16 protein-coding genes and 1 riboswitch are annotated in these 16,281 nt (G+C 64.3%); of the genes, 3 read left to right on the top strand and 13 right to left on the bottom strand.

The genetic code is table 11. The features are described 5' to 3' along the window. Positions 1-14 precede the first annotated feature (14 nt). Complete coding sequence (locus BUB39_RS18940) at positions 15-347, top strand: cupin domain-containing protein (RefSeq protein ID WP_073056561.1); 333 nt, start codon at positions 15-17, stop codon at positions 345-347. 217 nt (positions 348-564) lie between these two features. Here the strand turns inward: BUB39_RS18940 and BUB39_RS18935 are convergent, their stop codons facing one another. From BUB39_RS18935 to BUB39_RS18880, 12 genes are all read right to left on the bottom strand, one after another. Beyond that, positions 565-711 (bottom strand): DUF1127 domain-containing protein, encoded by a 147-nt coding sequence (locus tag BUB39_RS18935; protein WP_073056559.1) that lies wholly within the window; start codon positions 709-711, stop codon positions 565-567. A gap of 201 nt (positions 712-912) precedes the next feature. Continuing rightward, complete coding sequence (locus tag BUB39_RS18930) at positions 913-2,508, bottom strand: gamma-glutamyltransferase family protein (protein WP_073056557.1); 1,596 nt, start codon at positions 2,506-2,508, stop codon at positions 913-915. 23 nt (positions 2,509-2,531) lie between these two features. Then, on the bottom strand, positions 2,532-3,314 hold the full coding sequence (locus tag BUB39_RS18925; protein ID WP_073056555.1) for an N-acyl homoserine lactonase family protein: 783 nt from the start codon (positions 3,312-3,314) through the stop codon (positions 2,532-2,534). Continuing rightward, positions 3,311-4,267, bottom strand: coding sequence for a nucleoside hydrolase (locus tag BUB39_RS18920; RefSeq protein ID WP_073056553.1), 957 nt, complete (start codon positions 4,265-4,267; stop codon positions 3,311-3,313). Before BUB39_RS18920 ends, BUB39_RS18925 begins: the two co-directional genes overlap by 4 nt. 46 nt (positions 4,268-4,313) lie before the next feature. Next, positions 4,314-4,742, bottom strand: coding sequence for a GlcG/HbpS family heme-binding protein (locus BUB39_RS18915; RefSeq protein WP_073056551.1), 429 nt, complete (start codon positions 4,740-4,742; stop codon positions 4,314-4,316). A gap of 109 nt (positions 4,743-4,851) precedes the next feature. After that, positions 4,852-5,850, bottom strand: a complete 999-nt coding sequence (locus BUB39_RS18910) for an ABC transporter substrate-binding protein (protein ID WP_073056548.1) — start codon at positions 5,848-5,850, stop codon at positions 4,852-4,854. 53 nt (positions 5,851-5,903) lie between these two features. Next, on the bottom strand, positions 5,904-6,785 hold the full coding sequence (locus BUB39_RS18905) for an ABC transporter permease (protein WP_073056943.1): 882 nt from the start codon (positions 6,783-6,785) through the stop codon (positions 5,904-5,906). Positions 6,786-6,814: 29 nt separating this feature from the next. After that, positions 6,815-7,657, bottom strand: coding sequence for an ABC transporter ATP-binding protein (locus tag BUB39_RS18900; protein WP_084527668.1), 843 nt, complete (start codon positions 7,655-7,657; stop codon positions 6,815-6,817). Positions 7,658-7,855: 198 nt separating this feature from the next. Further along, positions 7,856-7,965: riboswitch (guanidine-I (ykkC/yxkD leader) on the bottom strand. Between the two features lie 327 nt (positions 7,966-8,292). Next, a complete protein-coding gene (locus BUB39_RS18895) occupies positions 8,293-9,420 on the bottom strand; it encodes a glycoside hydrolase family 172 protein (protein WP_073056546.1) in 1,128 nt (375 codons plus the stop codon). A 44-nt stretch (positions 9,421-9,464) separates the two neighbouring features. Next, positions 9,465-10,304: a carbohydrate ABC transporter permease gene (locus BUB39_RS18890; RefSeq protein ID WP_073056544.1), complete on the bottom strand. Its 840-nt coding sequence runs from the start codon at positions 10,302-10,304 to the stop codon at positions 9,465-9,467. After that, complete coding sequence (locus BUB39_RS18885) at positions 10,297-11,247, bottom strand: carbohydrate ABC transporter permease (RefSeq protein WP_084527666.1); 951 nt, start codon at positions 11,245-11,247, stop codon at positions 10,297-10,299. The genes BUB39_RS18890 and BUB39_RS18885 overlap by 8 nt, the downstream gene beginning before the upstream one ends. 96 nt (positions 11,248-11,343) lie before the next feature. Then, the gene (locus BUB39_RS18880; RefSeq protein WP_073056935.1) at positions 11,344-12,657 is read right to left on the bottom strand and encodes an extracellular solute-binding protein; all 1,314 of its coding nucleotides are present in this window, start codon (positions 12,655-12,657) and stop codon (positions 11,344-11,346) included. A 254-nt stretch (positions 12,658-12,911) separates the two neighbouring features. Here BUB39_RS18880 and BUB39_RS18875 point away from each other — a divergent pair, with 254 nt between their 5' ends. Both BUB39_RS18875 and BUB39_RS18870 read left to right on the top strand, forming a co-directional pair. Then, positions 12,912-13,922, top strand: coding sequence for a LacI family DNA-binding transcriptional regulator (locus BUB39_RS18875; protein WP_084527664.1), 1,011 nt, complete (start codon positions 12,912-12,914; stop codon positions 13,920-13,922). An 80-nt stretch (positions 13,923-14,002) separates the two neighbouring features. Next, entirely contained in the window at positions 14,003-15,160 is a 1,158-nt protein-coding gene (locus BUB39_RS18870; protein ID WP_084527662.1) for an MFS transporter, read from the top strand. A gap of 45 nt (positions 15,161-15,205) precedes the next feature. Here BUB39_RS18870 and BUB39_RS18865 read toward each other — a convergent pair whose 3' ends face one another. Continuing rightward, positions 15,206-16,195: a potassium channel beta subunit family protein gene (locus tag BUB39_RS18865; RefSeq protein ID WP_073056542.1), complete on the bottom strand. Its 990-nt coding sequence runs from the start codon at positions 16,193-16,195 to the stop codon at positions 15,206-15,208. Between the last annotated feature and the right edge of the window lie 86 nt (positions 16,196-16,281).

Here is a 16,281-nt window from a genome sequence, read left to right as displayed (position 1 = left end):
AAGAGGTCTCCACGATGGCAGATGAAAAACTGTTCGCGCAGCCCGGGGAGGGCAGCGCAATTCCGCTTGGGACCAGCACACGCCGGGTCATCCTCAGCCTGCCGGAACTGATGCTCGTCGAGTTCAGCTTCGAGGCTGGCGGGATCGGCGCCCTGCATGCACATCCGCATGTCCAGAGCAGCTATGTCGCGGAAGGAGAATTCGAGGTGACGATCGGCGGGGCGACCGAAACGATCGGCGCTGGTGGCGCTTATATCGTGCCGTCCGGCGTCACGCATGGGGTCAAGGCGCTGACGGCTGGCCGACTCATCGACAGTTTCACGCCGCGGCGCGACGATTTTCTGTGAGACAGGCGATAGCGGCGGATTGGCAGTTTGGCCTCAGGCCGGACGCATCGTCGGCGAGGGAGAGCCTAGGCCCTGGCAAAGCCGAAAATGAAAAACGCCCGCCGGGGAGGAGATCGGCGGGCGTTCTCATGGAGGGCGGCGAAGCGAGGGAGGAGGTTCGCTGGCCGCCGGATCGCGAGGACGAGGGAGGAGGTTCGTCCTGGCGAATCTCTTGAAATCAGTAACCGACTGCCTGACGGGCAACCTGGTTGATGTCGGCGCGGTCGATGCCGAGGTCCGCGAGTTCGCGCTTGGTCAGCCGCGACAGCTCGTTGCGGGTCTCGCGATACTTGCGCCAGCTCTTGAAGCCGTTCACGAGGTTCATCTCGATATCCTTCCGGATCGGGTGACTGCCGCCCGGCTCATCCGCCGAACGACCTTTCTTGATTTCGAATGTACGCTTGGCGAACTAAGTTGAGCAGCGCTAAAAAACGCATGGCAGGCCTGCGCATGATGCATTGCAGCAGCGGCGCGTCTCATCATGGTGCGACGCGGCAGCGCCGCCCCTGCTGGCGATTCCGCCGCGTCAATAACCGAGCGCGATGCCGTCCTTGCGATGATCCGTGGCGCCGAAAAGCGCGCCTGTTTCATCGTCAACGGCAATCGCCTGGCATCCGCCGATCGGGGCATCGCTGACATCGACCGTGTGGCCATAGCCGGCGAGCGTCTCCGCCACGGCTGGATCGAAGGTGCTTTCCAGGCTGAGGACACCATCGAAGGCGAAGCTTCGCGGTGCATCGGACGCGGCCTGCAGGGCCTTGCCGCGATCGACCACTTCCGAGACGAAATGTGCGTGACCGGCCGCCTGGTACTGGCCGCCCATGACGCCGAACGACATCACCAGGCGATCATCCCGCGTCAGCATGCCCGGGATGATGGTGTGCATCGGCCGCTTGCGCGGGCCGATGGTGTTCGGGTGGCCTTCGGTCACGCGGAAGCTGGCGCCGCGGTTCTGCAGCACGACGCCGGACTGCGGGGCATAATGGCCGCTGCCGAAAGCCCAGAAGATCGAGTTGATCAGCGAAATCGCATTGCGATCGCGGTCGACGACCGTGAGATAGACCGTGTCCTTGTGCGGCGTCTCGTCAGTCGGCGGCAGGGGTGTGCTGGCACGATCGGCCCGGATCGCCGCGCGGAGCGGTGCGATGGTCGCCTCGGACAGGAGTGCTTCGACATCGACGGGAGTGACGTCGGGGTCGCCGATCATGGCGTCGCGCAGGCGATAGGCTGCCTTTGTCGCCTCAGCAAAGAGATGCACGCGGCCGGCCTCGTCGAGTGCCACATCCGACAGGTCAAAGCCTTCGAGAATCCTCAGGATGATGAGCGCTGTGATGCCCTGGCCGTTCGGCGGACACTCATGCAGCCGATAGCCCCGGTAAGAGGCGCTGATCGGCGAGAGATAGTTGGACGTTTGCGCGGCAAAATCCTCCATCGTCAGAAGACCGCCACGTGCCGCGAGCAGGGCGACGATCTCCTCGGCGACCGCCCCCTCATAGAAGGCGGCGCGGCCTTCTGCGCCGATCGCCCGCAGCGAGGCAGCGAGGGCGGGATTCTCCATCCGCTCGCCGGCCCGGGGGGCGCGGCCTTCGACGAGGAAGCGCTGCATCGCTGCCGCGTCATGAGAAAGGCGGCCAACATTGGCTGCCCAGTCATGCGCAACGCGCGGCGTCACGCGGTAGCCGTTGTCGGCTGCGGCGATGGCCGCCTTGAGAACGGTCGCGAGCGGCAGCGATCCGTAGTCCTCCGACAGGCGGCACCAGGCATCGACGGCGCCGGGCACCGTGACGGCATGGACGGAGCGATCGCCGATTTCCGTGATGCCCTGCGCCTTGAACCAAGCGGGATCGGCGGCCTTTGCAGCGCGGCCCGACCCGTTGAGGGCGATCGGCAGACCGCCCTTGGCGGAATAGAGCGCGAAGCAATCACCGCCGATGCCGGTCATCAGCGGGTCGACGACGCATTGGACGGCGACGGCTGCAAGCGCGGCGTCGACGGCATTGCCGCCGGCGCGAAGAATCTCGATCGCTGCCAGCGTCGCGGCCGGATGCGAGGTCGCCACCATGCCTTCGGCACCGACCGCCGTGGAGGCGCCCGTCTTCACGAAGTCGCGTTCCGTCTTCATGGCTCTGTCCTCAAGTTCTTTCGTCAGTGATAGAAGAGCGGCGCGAGGCGCGCGCGCTGCACGAAGCCAGGATCATGCAGCGGGACCAGTTCGCCACCGGTCTCCGCCGCGATGGCTTTGAGGCGGCGGATGCTGGCGAGGGCCGCCGGATCGTCCATGCTGGAGCCGAGAACCTCGCGGTCGAAATTCTCGAGGAGGTCGACGACATCGCCGACCAGGATCTTCACCCCGTCCTGCGGCAGGCGGACGACCGCCGACTGATGGCCCGGCTGGTGGCCGCGTGTCAGCACAAGGTCAAGACCGGGCATGAGCGTCGCGTCGCCGTCGACGATGTTCCAGCGAATGGCGGGATCGGCATAGTCCGCATAGTTCATGCGTCCGGTATCGGCCATCGCCGCCGCATGCTCCAGCTTCTGGATCGTCACGCGGGCGTTCGGAAAGTCGCGAAGGTGCCCGGTATGGTCGCCATGGGCGTGGCTGAGCACGATCTCGGTCACGTCGGCCGGGTCGACACCGAGCCCGGCAAGCTGCGTCAGCACCTCATGCTCCGGCAAGACGACGGGCGGGCTCGGAAAAGTGGCGTTGACGTAGCGCGCAGCGGCCGCGACCGGATCGGCAAGCCCCGCGCTCTCGAGGCCGGTATCGAACATCACATAGCCGCGCGCCGTCTCCATGAGATAACAGCAGATCGGCACCGCGAGGATGACGTAGGGCTGCTCACCGCGGATGCAGCCCGACTTCCGGATGATCTCGTAGCCGGCCAGCAAGATATAGAGCTTGCGGATCTCTGTCGCCGCGTCGGTCATGCGGCGGCGCCCCCGAAGATCTCCTTCAGCAGCGCGATGAAGCGCGGGCCGTTGGCGCCGAATGCGACGTGGGTATTGGCCTCGTTATCGCCGCGTTTGTTGACGTCGAAGACGGTGCGGCCGACCGTGTGGATGCCCGCCGTCTCGACGGCGACGTGAATGTGCCGCGTCTCGATGATGTCCGGCTCCGCCAGATAGGCGACGCAGACCGCATCATGCACCGGTGCCGACCCGAGCGTCTTCATCGGCTGGGTCGAATCATAGCCCTTGATGCGCTGGCTGATGAAGCGGGAGGCGGCGATGCCCGCATTGGTTCCAAGCGCCTCCAGCGCGCCGCAATCGGCACCCGAGACGAGTGCCTGGAACGTGGCGTCGAGGGGCACCAAGACGCGGCGCGCGAAGGGTGCCTCGAAGACGATGGCTGCAGCTTCGGGATCGGCCCAGATATTGAATTCGGCGGACGGCGTTACATTGCCCGTGTAGTGCGCGCCGCCCATGATCACGAGCTCGGGCACATTGCGGGCGAAGTTCGGATCGGCGGTGATCGCCGCCGCGATATTGGTCAGCGGGCCGACCGGAACGAGTGCGATCTCCTCGGTGGCGGCGCGGAAGGTTTCGATCAGGAATTCGACGGCGTTCTTGTCAGCCTTGCGGCTTGTCGGCTCCGGTACCGGCAGCGTGTTCACATGCATGCCGCCGTCCTTCTTGACCGCCCGCGGGACCGGGAAATCCGCGCGGAGGATCGGCTTCGGGCAGCCCTCATAGACGGGGATGTCGCTGCGGCCGATGAAATCGAGCGTCCGCAGCGAATTGTCCGTGCAATAGCCGATCTCGACATTGCCGTTCACCGTGGTGACGGCCAGGAGATCGAGCGCGGGATGCAGCGCGGCCAGCATGATGGCGACGGCATCATCCGTGCCGGTATCGACGTCGAGGATCAGCTTGCGCGGCAAGGTTGGCTCCTGAGAATGGACTTGAAACGTTGATGTGGACGGCCGGTCAGTCCGGCATGCGCTCGGCGGCGCCGATGGCGGCAAGTCCGGCACGGGCAATGGCAATGTCCTCGTCATCAGGCGCCGAGCCGATGCCAATGCCGCCGACGCAGATGCCGTCGATGACGATCGGCAGACCGCCGGCCATATTGGTGAGCTGTCCGTCCGAGGCGAGCGCCAGGCTCATCGCCAGATCGCCGCCGATCTCGGTAGTCGGGCGACGATGCGAGGCGGCGCTCTTTGCCTTGTTGGTGGCGGTGGTGAGCGAGAGGAACTTGGCACCGTCCATGCGGATGGCGGCCAGAAGGACGCCGCTCTCATCAACGATGACGATATTGACCTGCCAGCCGATTGCTTCCGCCTTTGCGACAGCGGCTTGCAGAGCCGTCAGCGCGGCGGCATGGGTGAGCTTGAGGCTCGGTCTGGTGACGGCCATGATCGTTTCTGTCCTTAGGGATTCTGAAGTCTGCCCGGGCCGGATCCGCGTTGCGAATCCGGCCCGGGCCATCATGTCGTCAGGCGTCGCCTGATCCAAGGCATTCCGTTCAGAGGAATTCGGGATCGAAGACGTCCTTGTAGGGGACGTCTTCCTTGAGCACGCCGGAGATGGTGATGATGCTCTTGGTCTTTTCCCAGGCCTCCGGCGGCATCGAGCCGTCCTGCTGCCACATGTCGTTGTTGCGGGCGCGCGTCAGGATGGCGTCAAGGTCGTCCTTCGGCAGCGTCGGGAACTCCTCGGCCGCGATGGCGCGCATTTCGGCTTCGTTGGTGAAGACGAGGTCGAGCGACTTCTTGGTCGCGGCGACGACCGCCTTGGCGAGTTCGGGGTCAGCCTTGATCGTCGCTTCCGGCAGGTTGACGGTCGTCCAGGCGAAGAGGCCGAGTTCCTTCGGCATCGAGGCGAAGGGCTCCTGCCAGATGCCGGCCTTGACGCCCTGCGCGATGAACGGCTCGTAGACCATGGCGAGGTCCGCCTCGCCATTCTTCATCGCGGCGACGCGGCCGGCATCGGTCGCGATCTCAAGCATCACGAAATCGGCGCGCGGATCGAGACCGTCGCGCTTGGCGAGATAGAGCAGGATCGAGTTGTCGGTCGAGCCGCGCGTGCCGACGGCGATCTTCTTGCCCTTGATGTTCTCGGCGAAGCTCTTGGCCGGATCGATCGTCACGCCTGTGCGGGCGCTGACGAAGGAGTTGGCACGGTTTGACAGCGCGATGATGGCGCGGATCGGCTTGCCGCCCTTCACATTGGCGAAGGCGATGTGCTCCGGGCCGCCGATATAGGCATCGGCATTGCCGGACTGCACCGCTGCCATTGCCTTGCCGCCACCTTCCGACGTCACGATCTGGACGTCGAGGCCGGCTTCTTTGAAGTAGCCCTTGCGGATGCCGACATAGAAGGGGAGCGAATCGGCCGAATGGCCGGGCTCGGTGACGATGAACTTGCGGAGATCCGCGCGGGCGGACCCGATGCCCCCCACGAGGCTGGCGACGCCGAGCCCCGCGGCTCCGCCCAGTATCTGACGACGATTGAACTGAACCATGCTGCTGTTCCCTGTCTTTGTGATGGTGGTGTTATGTCTATCGGTTGCTCGTACTAGATCGTCTTGACGTTCTGTCCCCTCGTGAACTTGTGTTCGAGCCAATTGACGGCGCCGTAGAGAACGATCGCCAGAAGAGCGAGAATAATGATGCCGACCCAGATCAGAGCCATGTCGTAGGTCGAGCCCGCATACATGATGATCTTGCCGAGGCCGTACTGGGACGAGATGAATTCACCTGCGATCGCACCGGCGAGAGCCAGACCGATATTGATGTGCAGCGAAGAGGTGATCCACGGCATGGCCGAGGGCACGACGATCTTCAGGAAGACGTCGCGCCGGCGCCCGCCAAGCGACAGCGTCAGCTTGACGAGGTCGTCGTCGACGGCCCGGACGCCGGCATAGGCCGCGAGCGCCGTGATCACGGCGGTGAAGGCGACGGCGAGGGCGATCTTCGACGAGATGCCGATGCCGAAGATCAGGATGATCAGCGGTCCGAGCGCGATCTTCGGTACGGCGTTGAAGACGACGATATAGGGCTGCACGACGGCTGCGGCGTTGATTGACCACCAAAGGCTAAGCCCAATCGCGGCGCCGATCGCCGAGCCGAGCAGGAAGCCGATGATCGTCGCCTTGAAGGTGAACCAGGTATCCTGGAACAGCGTGCCTTCGCCGATCACGATGATGAACGCGTTGTAGATGCGCGAGGGCGAGGACCAGAAGAACGGATCGATCAGCCCGAGCCGGGTCGCGAGTTCCCAGCCGCCGATCAGGGCGACGAAGATCCCGACCTGCAGCGTCCAGATCGAGCTGCGCTTCCAGGACTTCTCATGGGCGATGACGACGCCCTTGCGGCGAAGCGGGCGCTTCAGATGCGCGGCCGGCGAACTCGTCGCCTGCGCTGCGGCGGGCATGTCGCTCAAGACGTTGTCGGTCATCGGATGAGCCTTTCGGTCATGGGTCGCGCTCATGCGGCTTCGCTGTCGGCGGGCTGACCGCCGGAGAAGAGCAGGTCGAGACAGCGTTCCTTGGCGCGGATGAATTCAGGGGCGGTGACGACGTTCCGGCCACGCGGGCGCGGCAGCGACACGTCGAAACGATCTGCGATGCGGCCGGGCCGTGGCGAGAGCACGCAGATTTCGTCGGAGAGGAAGATCGCCTCGTCGACATCGTGCGTGACGAAAAGCACCGTGCGGCCGAAGTCCTTCCAGAGCGTCAGCAGCCATTCCTGCATGCGGAAGCGCGTCTGCGCGTCGAGCGCGGCGAAGGGCTCGTCGAGCAGGATGACGTCGTTGTTGCAGAGAAGCGTGCGGAGCAGCGCTGCGCGCTGGCGCATGCCGCCGGACAGGCTCGCCGGATAATGTGTCTTGAACCGTCCGAGGCCGTAGCGATCCATCAGCGGCTCGGCGACGGCGCGCGCTTCGCGGCGATCGACGCCCTGGATCTCGAGGCCGAAGATCACATTGTCGAGGATCGTCCGCCAGGGAAGCAGCAGATCCTTCTGCAGCATGTAGGAGACGAGACCGGCGCGGCCGGTGATGTCTTCGCCATCGAGCACGACACGGCCGGCGCTCGGCTGCAGAAGGCCGGCCATGATATTGAAGAGCGTGGACTTGCCGCAGCCGGACTGGCCGATGAGGCTGACGAAGGCGCCGGGCGCGACATCGAGCGAGATCCCCTCGATCGCCTTGACGGGTGGCGCACCGCCGGTGCGGAACTCATGCGTCAGGCCATCGAGCCGCAATTTGGGCCGAAGCGTCGATGGCTCCGTCGGCGGCAGTGCCGGCTCAGTCATGATCGATTGGGACATGCGCGTGCCTCCTTCAAACGGATCGGTTGCGGGAGAGGGCAAATGTCGCCAGCCGCCGGCCGGCGGCGACCGTCGCTATCCAGCCGAATGGCGCGTGGGCCAAACACCGGTTTTCTGGCGTCGATAATGAAAATGACAGCATGGCGTCACCCTCGATCCCATCTGGGTCCGGCCGTCTGGCCTTCCCCATCCTGTGAGATCTCCCGGGTTTTTATCCCGCCGTGCATCGGTGCGGATTTCTCCCGCCCCGACTGCAGCTCTCGGTCCTGCGCACCGATGACGGTGCCGGATCCCTAGCCGCTAAGCTCGCCCATTCATACGCAAGCTGCGTGCCAACTGTATGCCGTCCGTATTGCGCCGATCACGGTTTCGGCGTGCAGGCGGTGTGCCGCCGAAGCCGGTTTGGTCTGCCGTGAATGATTGCGCAGATGCCGGGATGTTCGATCTCGCAACTCTCGCGGACCGCGGGGGGCCATGTGGCGCCGACTTGCACAGGAAGGCAGCGCTATGGCTGCAAATTACGCGGTTTGGGCCTCAGGTCGCGTCTGTGCCTAAGGATGCGGCACCAAGGCTCGGGGATGTCGGGCCAGCAAGCGAGGCGCCGCCGAACGGCCGCGCCTCGCCGGGGCTTGTGGTCAGATCACTTCGAGATAATCGCGATGCGCCAGAGCGGGGAAGGGCGCATGCGGCAGCGTCTGGTACCAGAAGGCGACAGAGGCGATGTCGTCCTGCAGCGGCAGATAGCGGCGGTCCTTCTTTTCGGTGCGCCAACCGAGAGCCTGGATCGTGATCCGCAGATCCGAATTGAAGCGGATCGGGTCCGTGATGTGCCAGCGATACATGCCGAAGCGCTGCTGCGAGCGGTAGACGCCGTCCGGGCGCAGTACCTGCGGCAGGCCGGCATAGGCCGTCGTATATTCGCGATAGGCACTGACCATGGTCGGGTCGATGACGCCGCCGTCGAAATTATAGGCGCCGCAGAAATAGTCCTCGGTACCGGTGCCGCAGATGGTCGGATAGTCGCGGTCGCCGTCCATGAAGAACTTGATCTCGCCTTCGCCCCACCAGCCTGAATTGTTGGTGCCCCAGGCCATGTAGGTGCCGACATATTGCCCGCGCCCCTGTACGCCATCGAGGATCGTGTAGTCGTCCATGAAGGGCAGGGGATTGGTGCGACGGAACTGTGCATGGAAATAGGCGACGTCCTCGGGCACTTCGGTGAGCGTGTAGTTCACCTGGTAATAGACGATGGCAAAGTCGTCTGGGTCGCGGTTTTCAAGCGTGATGCGGCAGTGACGACGAAACGGCATCTCCCAGTAGCAATTGAAGGCGCGGCCAGGATTGACGCAGACGGCAAGCGAGGACACCTGCGCATACTGGTTCCAGCCCGAGCAGAAGAAGTCGCCGAGCGGGGCCTCCACCGAGGGATTTTCCTGCCCATCCCAATAGATGCGCAGGATCAGGTCGCGCCAGCGCACATTGGCCGGGGTGATCCAGATTTGCTGAATGGCACCGGAACCCTCGATCTCGGCGATCGTCCTGATCTCGCCCGCCTCCATGCGGATCGAGGGGGAGACCTTCCAGCCGCGGCCCGAGCCGTCGGCGCCGAGGCCGCGGGCGCAGCTCGCCCCGGTGCCCTCGGTCGCCATGCCGCCTTTTCCCTTGGCACCGTCGAAATTCTCCGGGCTGATCGAGCGCGTCACCGCATTCGACAGCCGCGCAAGATTGCCCATATGCATGCCGAGACCGGAAAAGCCTGCCATCGTGTCGTTTCCATCTGTTCTAGTTGATTGAACCGTCGGCGGCGTTATTTGAGGCCGCTGGTCTTGATCGATTCCATGATCTGGCGCTGGAAGATGACGAAGATCACCAGCATCGGCGCCGCGACGATGGTCGAGGCCGCCATGATGTAGTTCCAGGAAGCCGAATACTGGCTCTTGAAATTGGCGATGCCGACCTGCACGACCCAGAGATTGCTGTCGGACGCCACGGTGAGCGGCCAGAGGAACGAGTTCCAGTTGGCGAGGAAGAACAGGATCGCCAGCGAGGCGACGATCGGCCGGCTGAGCGGCAGGATGACGCTCCAGTAGATCCGCCAATAACCGGCGCCATCGATCCGGGCCGCCTCCTCCAGTTCGCGCGGCAGCGAAAGATAATATTGCCGCAGCAGGAAGATGCCGAAGGCGTTGAAGATCGCCGGCACGATCAGGCCGGCATAGGTGTTCAGCATGCCCATCCACCGCACCAGGATGAACAACGGCACGATGATCACGGGCAGGGAGACCAGGAAGGTCGAGAAGATCGCGAGGAAGATCGTTTCACGCCCGGGGAAGCGCAGCCGGGCCAGCGCATAGCCGGCCATGGTGTGGAACCAGAGCGCCAGCACGGTCACCACGATCGACACGACGAAGGTGTTGGCCAGGTAGCGCAGGAACGGCACCTCGGTCAGGACATAGATGACGTTGCCAAAGGTCGGGGCCTTGGGAATGAGGTTGGGACTGAAAACCTCGGTCTGCCCCTTGAAGGCGATCGAGACCATGTAGACCAGCGGAAAGATGGTCATCAGGGCGAGGACCAGAGTCACCGCCATCCAGACGCCGCGAACGATGGTGACCTGGCGGGGGGCGAGGAAAGCGGCGCTACTCATAGTCGAAGCGTCCCCCGCGCGTCATGAAGAACAGCACGCCCGTCAGCAGCATGAGGACCACGACAAGGATCGACGACATCGCTGCGGCATAGCCGAAGGCACTGTACTGGAAGGCCTGCTGGTAGATGTAGGTGATCATCACCGAGGTCGCGTTGGCCGGTCCGCCGCGCGTCATGACATAGATGAGATCGAAGGCCTGGGAGCCCGCGACTGCGGCGACGAGCGATACCAGCAGCACGAAGAAGCTGGTCGGCCGCAGCAGCGGCATGGTGATGTGCCAGAATTGCTGGCGCGGCGAGGCTCCATCGATGGTCGCGGCCTCATAATATTGCCGGGGGATATCCTGCAGGCCGCCAAGAAAGATCATCATGTAGAAGCCCATCAGGAACCAGACCGTGACAAAGACGGTGGTGATGAGGGCAAGGCTTGGATTCCCGAGCAGCGAAACCCCGCCGATGCCGAAGAACGAGAAGATGCGCGCAAAAAGTCCGATCTTGTCGGCGCTCAGGAACTGCCAGATCACGGCGATGACGACGAGGCTGACCATTTGTGGCGCGAAGAACATCGAGCGCATGACGGCATTGAAGCGGTTGGTGCGCTGGACGAGCAGGGCAAGGCCGAGCCCGGTGACATAGAGCGACGGGACCAGCAGGACGACATAGATGGCCGTCACGCGAAGGCAGTGCCAGAACAGGGGGTCGGCGGCCATCCGCCGGTAGTTGGCAAGGCCGACAAAGGCGAAACTGCCGAAGCCGTTGACGTCGAACACGCCGATGATCAGCGCGAACAGCATCGGGAGGCCGACGAAGACCAGAAGGCCCAGCGTATCGGGCAGGATGAACAGATACGCGGCGATCCATTCGCGCGTCTGGGCGTCATAGCTTCGGCGGCGCGGGCGGTTCCGCACAGCGGTAACCGTCATGCTGCTGGTGTCGACCGACATGGCTCTTCCGGCATGTGAGAAAAGGGGCCTCGCCGGCCGGAGGGAAACCGGCGAGGCAGGCGCTGCCCGGAACAGGGAGCCCGGGCTGCGTCCGGATCACAGCATCGGCGCACCCTTGTAGGTGGCGAGGAAGGCGTCGAGTTGCTGCGAGGCTGCGGCTGCCGTCGCCTGGGGATCGGCACCGCCGAGCTGCGTCTGCTGGATCGCGTCCGAGATGATCTTGTAGACTTCGGGCGGCAGGCGCGGCTCGCCGCGCGTTCCCGGCAGGATGTCGCGGCTGAAGATGCCGAGATTGCCCTTTTGGAACGCATCGCCGCCGAGCTTCAGCGCGCTGGTGCGGGTCGGCATGTCGGATTTCGCGACCGTGCACCAGTCCACTTCTCGCTGGATGGAGTCCTTGTCCATCGAGGCGAGCGCCCAGGCGACGAATTTGCCGGACATTTCAGTATTCGCGCCCTTGGCATTGGCGACGAAGGCCCAGCCGCCGCCGACGGTGACATATTTGCCGCCGGCCGGAACAGGCAGCTTGAAGATGCCGTAGGGGACGTCTTTGGCGTTGTTGTCCATCGCCGAGATGCCCCAGATGCCGACATTCTGCATGGCGCAATAGCCGGAGCCGAGATTGGCGGCGATGTCGCCGCCGCCGCCGCCGAGCAGCTGGCGCGGCGCGGCTCCTGAATTGATCGCATCCTGCCAGAGCTTCAACGCCTGCACGACGCCGGGCGAATTGAAGGCGCTCTTGCCATCAGCGCCCTGGAATTCACCGCCGCCCTGCCACATGAACGGGTACCAGGTGAAGTTTTGGTAGTAGCCGGGGCCGGTCTCGAAGAGCACGCCATAGCGATCGCCGGTCGTCAGCTTCTTGGCGACCTCGAGCAGTTCGTCCCAGGTCTTCGGGATGTCGCTTTCGCCAAGCTTCGCGTCTTCGAAGGCCTTCTTCGAATAGTAGAAGGCCATCGGCTCCAGTTCCATCGGAACGCCGTAGATCTTGCCGTCGACCTTGCGGCTGGCGATGACGCCTTCCGGGAAGTCGGCCTGCGCCTCAGGCGTAATGAACGGCGTCAGGTCCAGCAGGACGCCGCCATTGTAGTAGCGAAGGAAATCGCCGGGCGAGATGACGAAAATGTCCGGGCCCTGGCCCGAGGCGAAGGCGGTCGAGAGCTTGGAGCCGCTCATATATTCCGAATTGGGAACATAGACGAGCTCGACCTTGGTCTCGTTCTGCGCATTCCAGCTGTCCACCATGGCCGTGAACCAGTCGACCTGCGGCTTCACTTCACCGCCGGGCGCATAGAACTGCCAGAATTTGAGCGTCTCGGCCGCATAGGCACGCGACACATAAGGCGCCGACAAGACAGCGCTTCCGGCCAGCACCGCGCCGCCGGCGAGGAGCGAGCGGCGGGTCGGCATCAGCAGGGATGAGCGGGGCGAGCCCGCGGGACGGTCGAATTTGGTCAAGGCGTCTTCCTCCGTTAGGCTGCCGCTTCTTTGCCGGTCATGCCAATCCTGAAACCTTTCAGAGAAAACCCCGCTGACAAGCCCACTGAAAATTGCACGTCCCATTGCGCTCGTGGAATTTCAGTGTCTTGCTATGCTAAAGTTGCTCCGAAACGTTTCAGAGACGCTAGCATGGCTCTTTTCGCCTGACAAGGATCGCCCGACAATTGACGACACTGCGCGATGTCGCCCGCCACGCCGGAGTATCGATCGGCTCGGTTTCCACCGTCATCAACAACACGGCCCCTGTGAGCCCGGCTTTGCGAGCCAAGGTGCTGCTGGCGATCGATGAACTGGGCTATGTGCCGGATGCCGTTGCCCGCAGTCTCAAGATGGGCCGAACCCGCACGATCGGGCTGATCCTGCCGGACATTACCAATCCGCATTTCGCGGCGATCGCCGGCGCGATCGAGATTGCCTGCGATGCGGCCGGCTACTCGCTGCTGCTCTGCAACACGATGGACAATCCGACCAAGGAACTGCGCGACCTTCGCCTGATGCGGACGCAGCGCGTCGACGGGGTCATCCTCGTTCCGGGCGTCGGCGACGGGGATTATATCGGCGAGCTCAATCGCGCCGTTTCCGTTCCCATCGTGCTGATCGACCGGACCTTGCCCGGCCTCGATTTCGATGCCGTGGTGCTCGACAACCGGGCCGCCAGCCATGGCCTCGTCGACTATTTCGTCCGCAGCGGCCACAGGCGGATCGGCATCGTAATCGGGCCGCCGGGGATCTCGATCGCCAAGCAGCGCCTCGAGGGCTATCTGCAGGCTCTGGCGGATCATGACATCGATGTGGAGCCGGCCTATATCGCCCACGGTGGTTTCCAGCCGGAGCCGGACTATCATGCGACCGCCGGGCTTCTGGCCCTGAGGCGACGCCCTACGGCCATCATGTCGACGAGCTATCACACGACGATCGGCGTGATGAAGGCGCTGCTCGACAAGGGTTTCCGCTGCCCGAACGACATCTCGGTCGCTGGCATCGACGATTTCGTCTGGGCGACGGCGTTTTCGCCGAAAATGACCGTGATGGCTCAGCCGATCGCGGATATGGCGCGCCACGCTGCGCAGCGTCTGTTCGGACGCATCAGCGGCGCGATCACCGGACCGGCGGAGGTGCTGGTTTCGCCGCCCACGCTGCTGGTCAGGGAATCGACGCGGCCGCTGGTCGATTGAGCGGGATCCACCGCCTTTGCAAAGCTGTGCCGCCCCCATACAAGCGGTACGGGAGATATGTACCCGCGGGGAGGGGATAAGTGGACACGGCAGCGACGATCGAAGCGGCAGCGCCGCGGCATGGGCGGGCCGAGCGCATCGCGACACGGATCGCGTTCTTCATCGCCGGCTTCGGCATGGCGGCCTGGGCGCCGCTGGTGCCCTTCGCCAAGGCGCGGGTCGGCATCGACGATGGCGTGCTCGGCCTGCTGCTGCTCTGTCTCGGTGCCGGCTCGATGGTGACGATGCCACTGGCCGGGGCCGTTGCGGCGCGTTTCGGATGCCGTACGGTCTTCACCGCCTCGACGATGATGCTCGCCGTTGCGTTACCGCTTCTGGCCAGTGTCACCAGCCTGCCAATACTGGTGGCGGCGCTTCTCGTCTTCGGCGCCGGGGTGGGCGCGATGGATGTCTCGATGAACATCCAGGCGATCATCGTCGAGCGGGATCACGGCCGGGCGATCATGTCCGGATTTCACGGGCTCTTCAGCCTTGGCGGCATCACGGGCGCTGCCGGCGTCACGGCGCTGTTCGCCTTCGGGGCTAGTCCGCTTGTCGCCGCTTCGGCCGTCGCGCTGATCGTCATCGCCTGCCTCGCGCTGGCCTTCCGCAACATGCTGCCCTATGGCAGCCGCAGCGATGGTCCGGCTTTCGCGATCCCGCGCGGCGTCGTGCTGTTCATCGGCATCCTCTGCTTCATCACCTTCCTGACGGAAGGCGCGATGCTCGACTGGAGCGCGGTGTTCCTCACCTCGGTGCGCGATGTCGCGGCCGATCGCGCCGGGCTCGGCTATGCCGCGTTCGCCGTCACCATGACGATCGGGCGCCTCTCGGGCGACCGCATCGTGTCGCGGTTCGGCGGCACGACGATCATCGTGTTCGGCGGCCTCTGCGCGGCGGTGGGATTGCTGATCGCGACCTTCGTTCCGGCGCCGGCCGCGGCCCTTGTCGGCTTCGCGCTGGTCGGCGTCGGTTGCTCCAACATCGTGCCGGTGCTGTTCACGAGCGTTGGGCGGCAAAAGACCATGCCCGAGGCGGTTGCGGTCCCGGCCATCACGACGCTCGGCTATGCCGGAATCCTCGTCGGCCCGGCGGCGATCGGTTTCATCGCGCATGCGGCCAGCCTGCCTGTCGCCTTCGCCGTCGTGGCCGTGCTGCTTCTCGGAGTCGCGGCGAGCGGCAAGCGGCTCAAGGTGTGACGGGCGGCGCTGCCGCCGCCCATCCATTCAGTCGCGTGGGCGCGATCAGTAGCGCTGCGGACCCTTCGGCTTGTTGCCGACGATCTCGTCGATCTTCGCCATGACCTCCGGCGTAACCTTGTCGCGGCTCTCGAGCGAGGCGAGGTTGTCGTCGAGCTGCGAGAGCTTCGAGGCGCCGAGAATGACGGTCGAGACATGCGGGTTGGCGAGGCACCAGAGCAAAGCAAGGTGCGTCAGCGGCAGGCCGAGCTCCTTGGCAAGGGCTGCCAGCTTGTCGACGGTGCCGAGCTTCTTCTTGCCGTCTTCGCTCTGCCAGATTTCCTTCAGCCACTCATAGCCCGGCAGGTTGAGGCGGCTGTCGTCCGGGATGCCATTGGCATATTTGCCGGTGAGCACGCCCGAGGCGAGTGGCGACCAGATGGTCGTGCCGAGGCCGGTCAGGCTGTAGAGCGGGAGGTAGTCGCCCTCGACCTTCTGGCGCTCGAAGATGTTGTATTGGGGCTGCTCCATGGTTGGCGGCGTCAGACCGAGCTCGCGGGCAACGCCGTAAGCCTCCGTGATCTGCTGTGCCGTCCATTCCGACGTGCCCCAATAGAGGACCTTGCCCTGCGCGACGAGGTCGTGCATCGCGCGCACGGTCTCTTCGATCGGGGTGTCGATGTCGGGGCGATGGCAGAAATAGAGATCGAGATATTCGACCTGCAGGCGCTTCAGCGCGGCATGGCAGGCGTCCGTCACGTGCTTGCGTGACAGGCCGCGCTGGGTCGGCTTCGAGCCGCCCCAGAAGACCTTCGAGGACACGATGAAGCTGTCGCGGCTCCAGCCGAGGCGAGCCAACGCCTCGCCCATCAGCGCCTCGGAGACGCCGGCCTCATAGCCTTCCGCATTGTCGAAAAAGTTGATGCCGGCGTCATAGGCGCGGGTCATCATCTTCATCGCGTCGTTCTGGTCCACCTGCTTGCCGAAGGTCACCCAGGAGCCGAGCGAAAGTTCGCTGACCTGCAGGCCAGACTTGCCCAATCGACGATATTGCATGTCGTCATTCCTTGCGTTTTCAAAGGGAAGGGACCGCAAGCGGCTATGCCGGCGTCCCATGTCTCTCGTTGTTGATCTGCGTCTTC

Origin of the sequence: Kaistia soli DSM 19436, assembly GCF_900129325.1 — a bacterium.
Classification (GTDB): domain Bacteria; phylum Pseudomonadota; class Alphaproteobacteria; order Rhizobiales; family Kaistiaceae; genus Kaistia; species Kaistia soli.
Note: the sequence above shows the minus strand (reverse complement) of the source record. Positions and strands in the feature narration are given on the sequence as shown.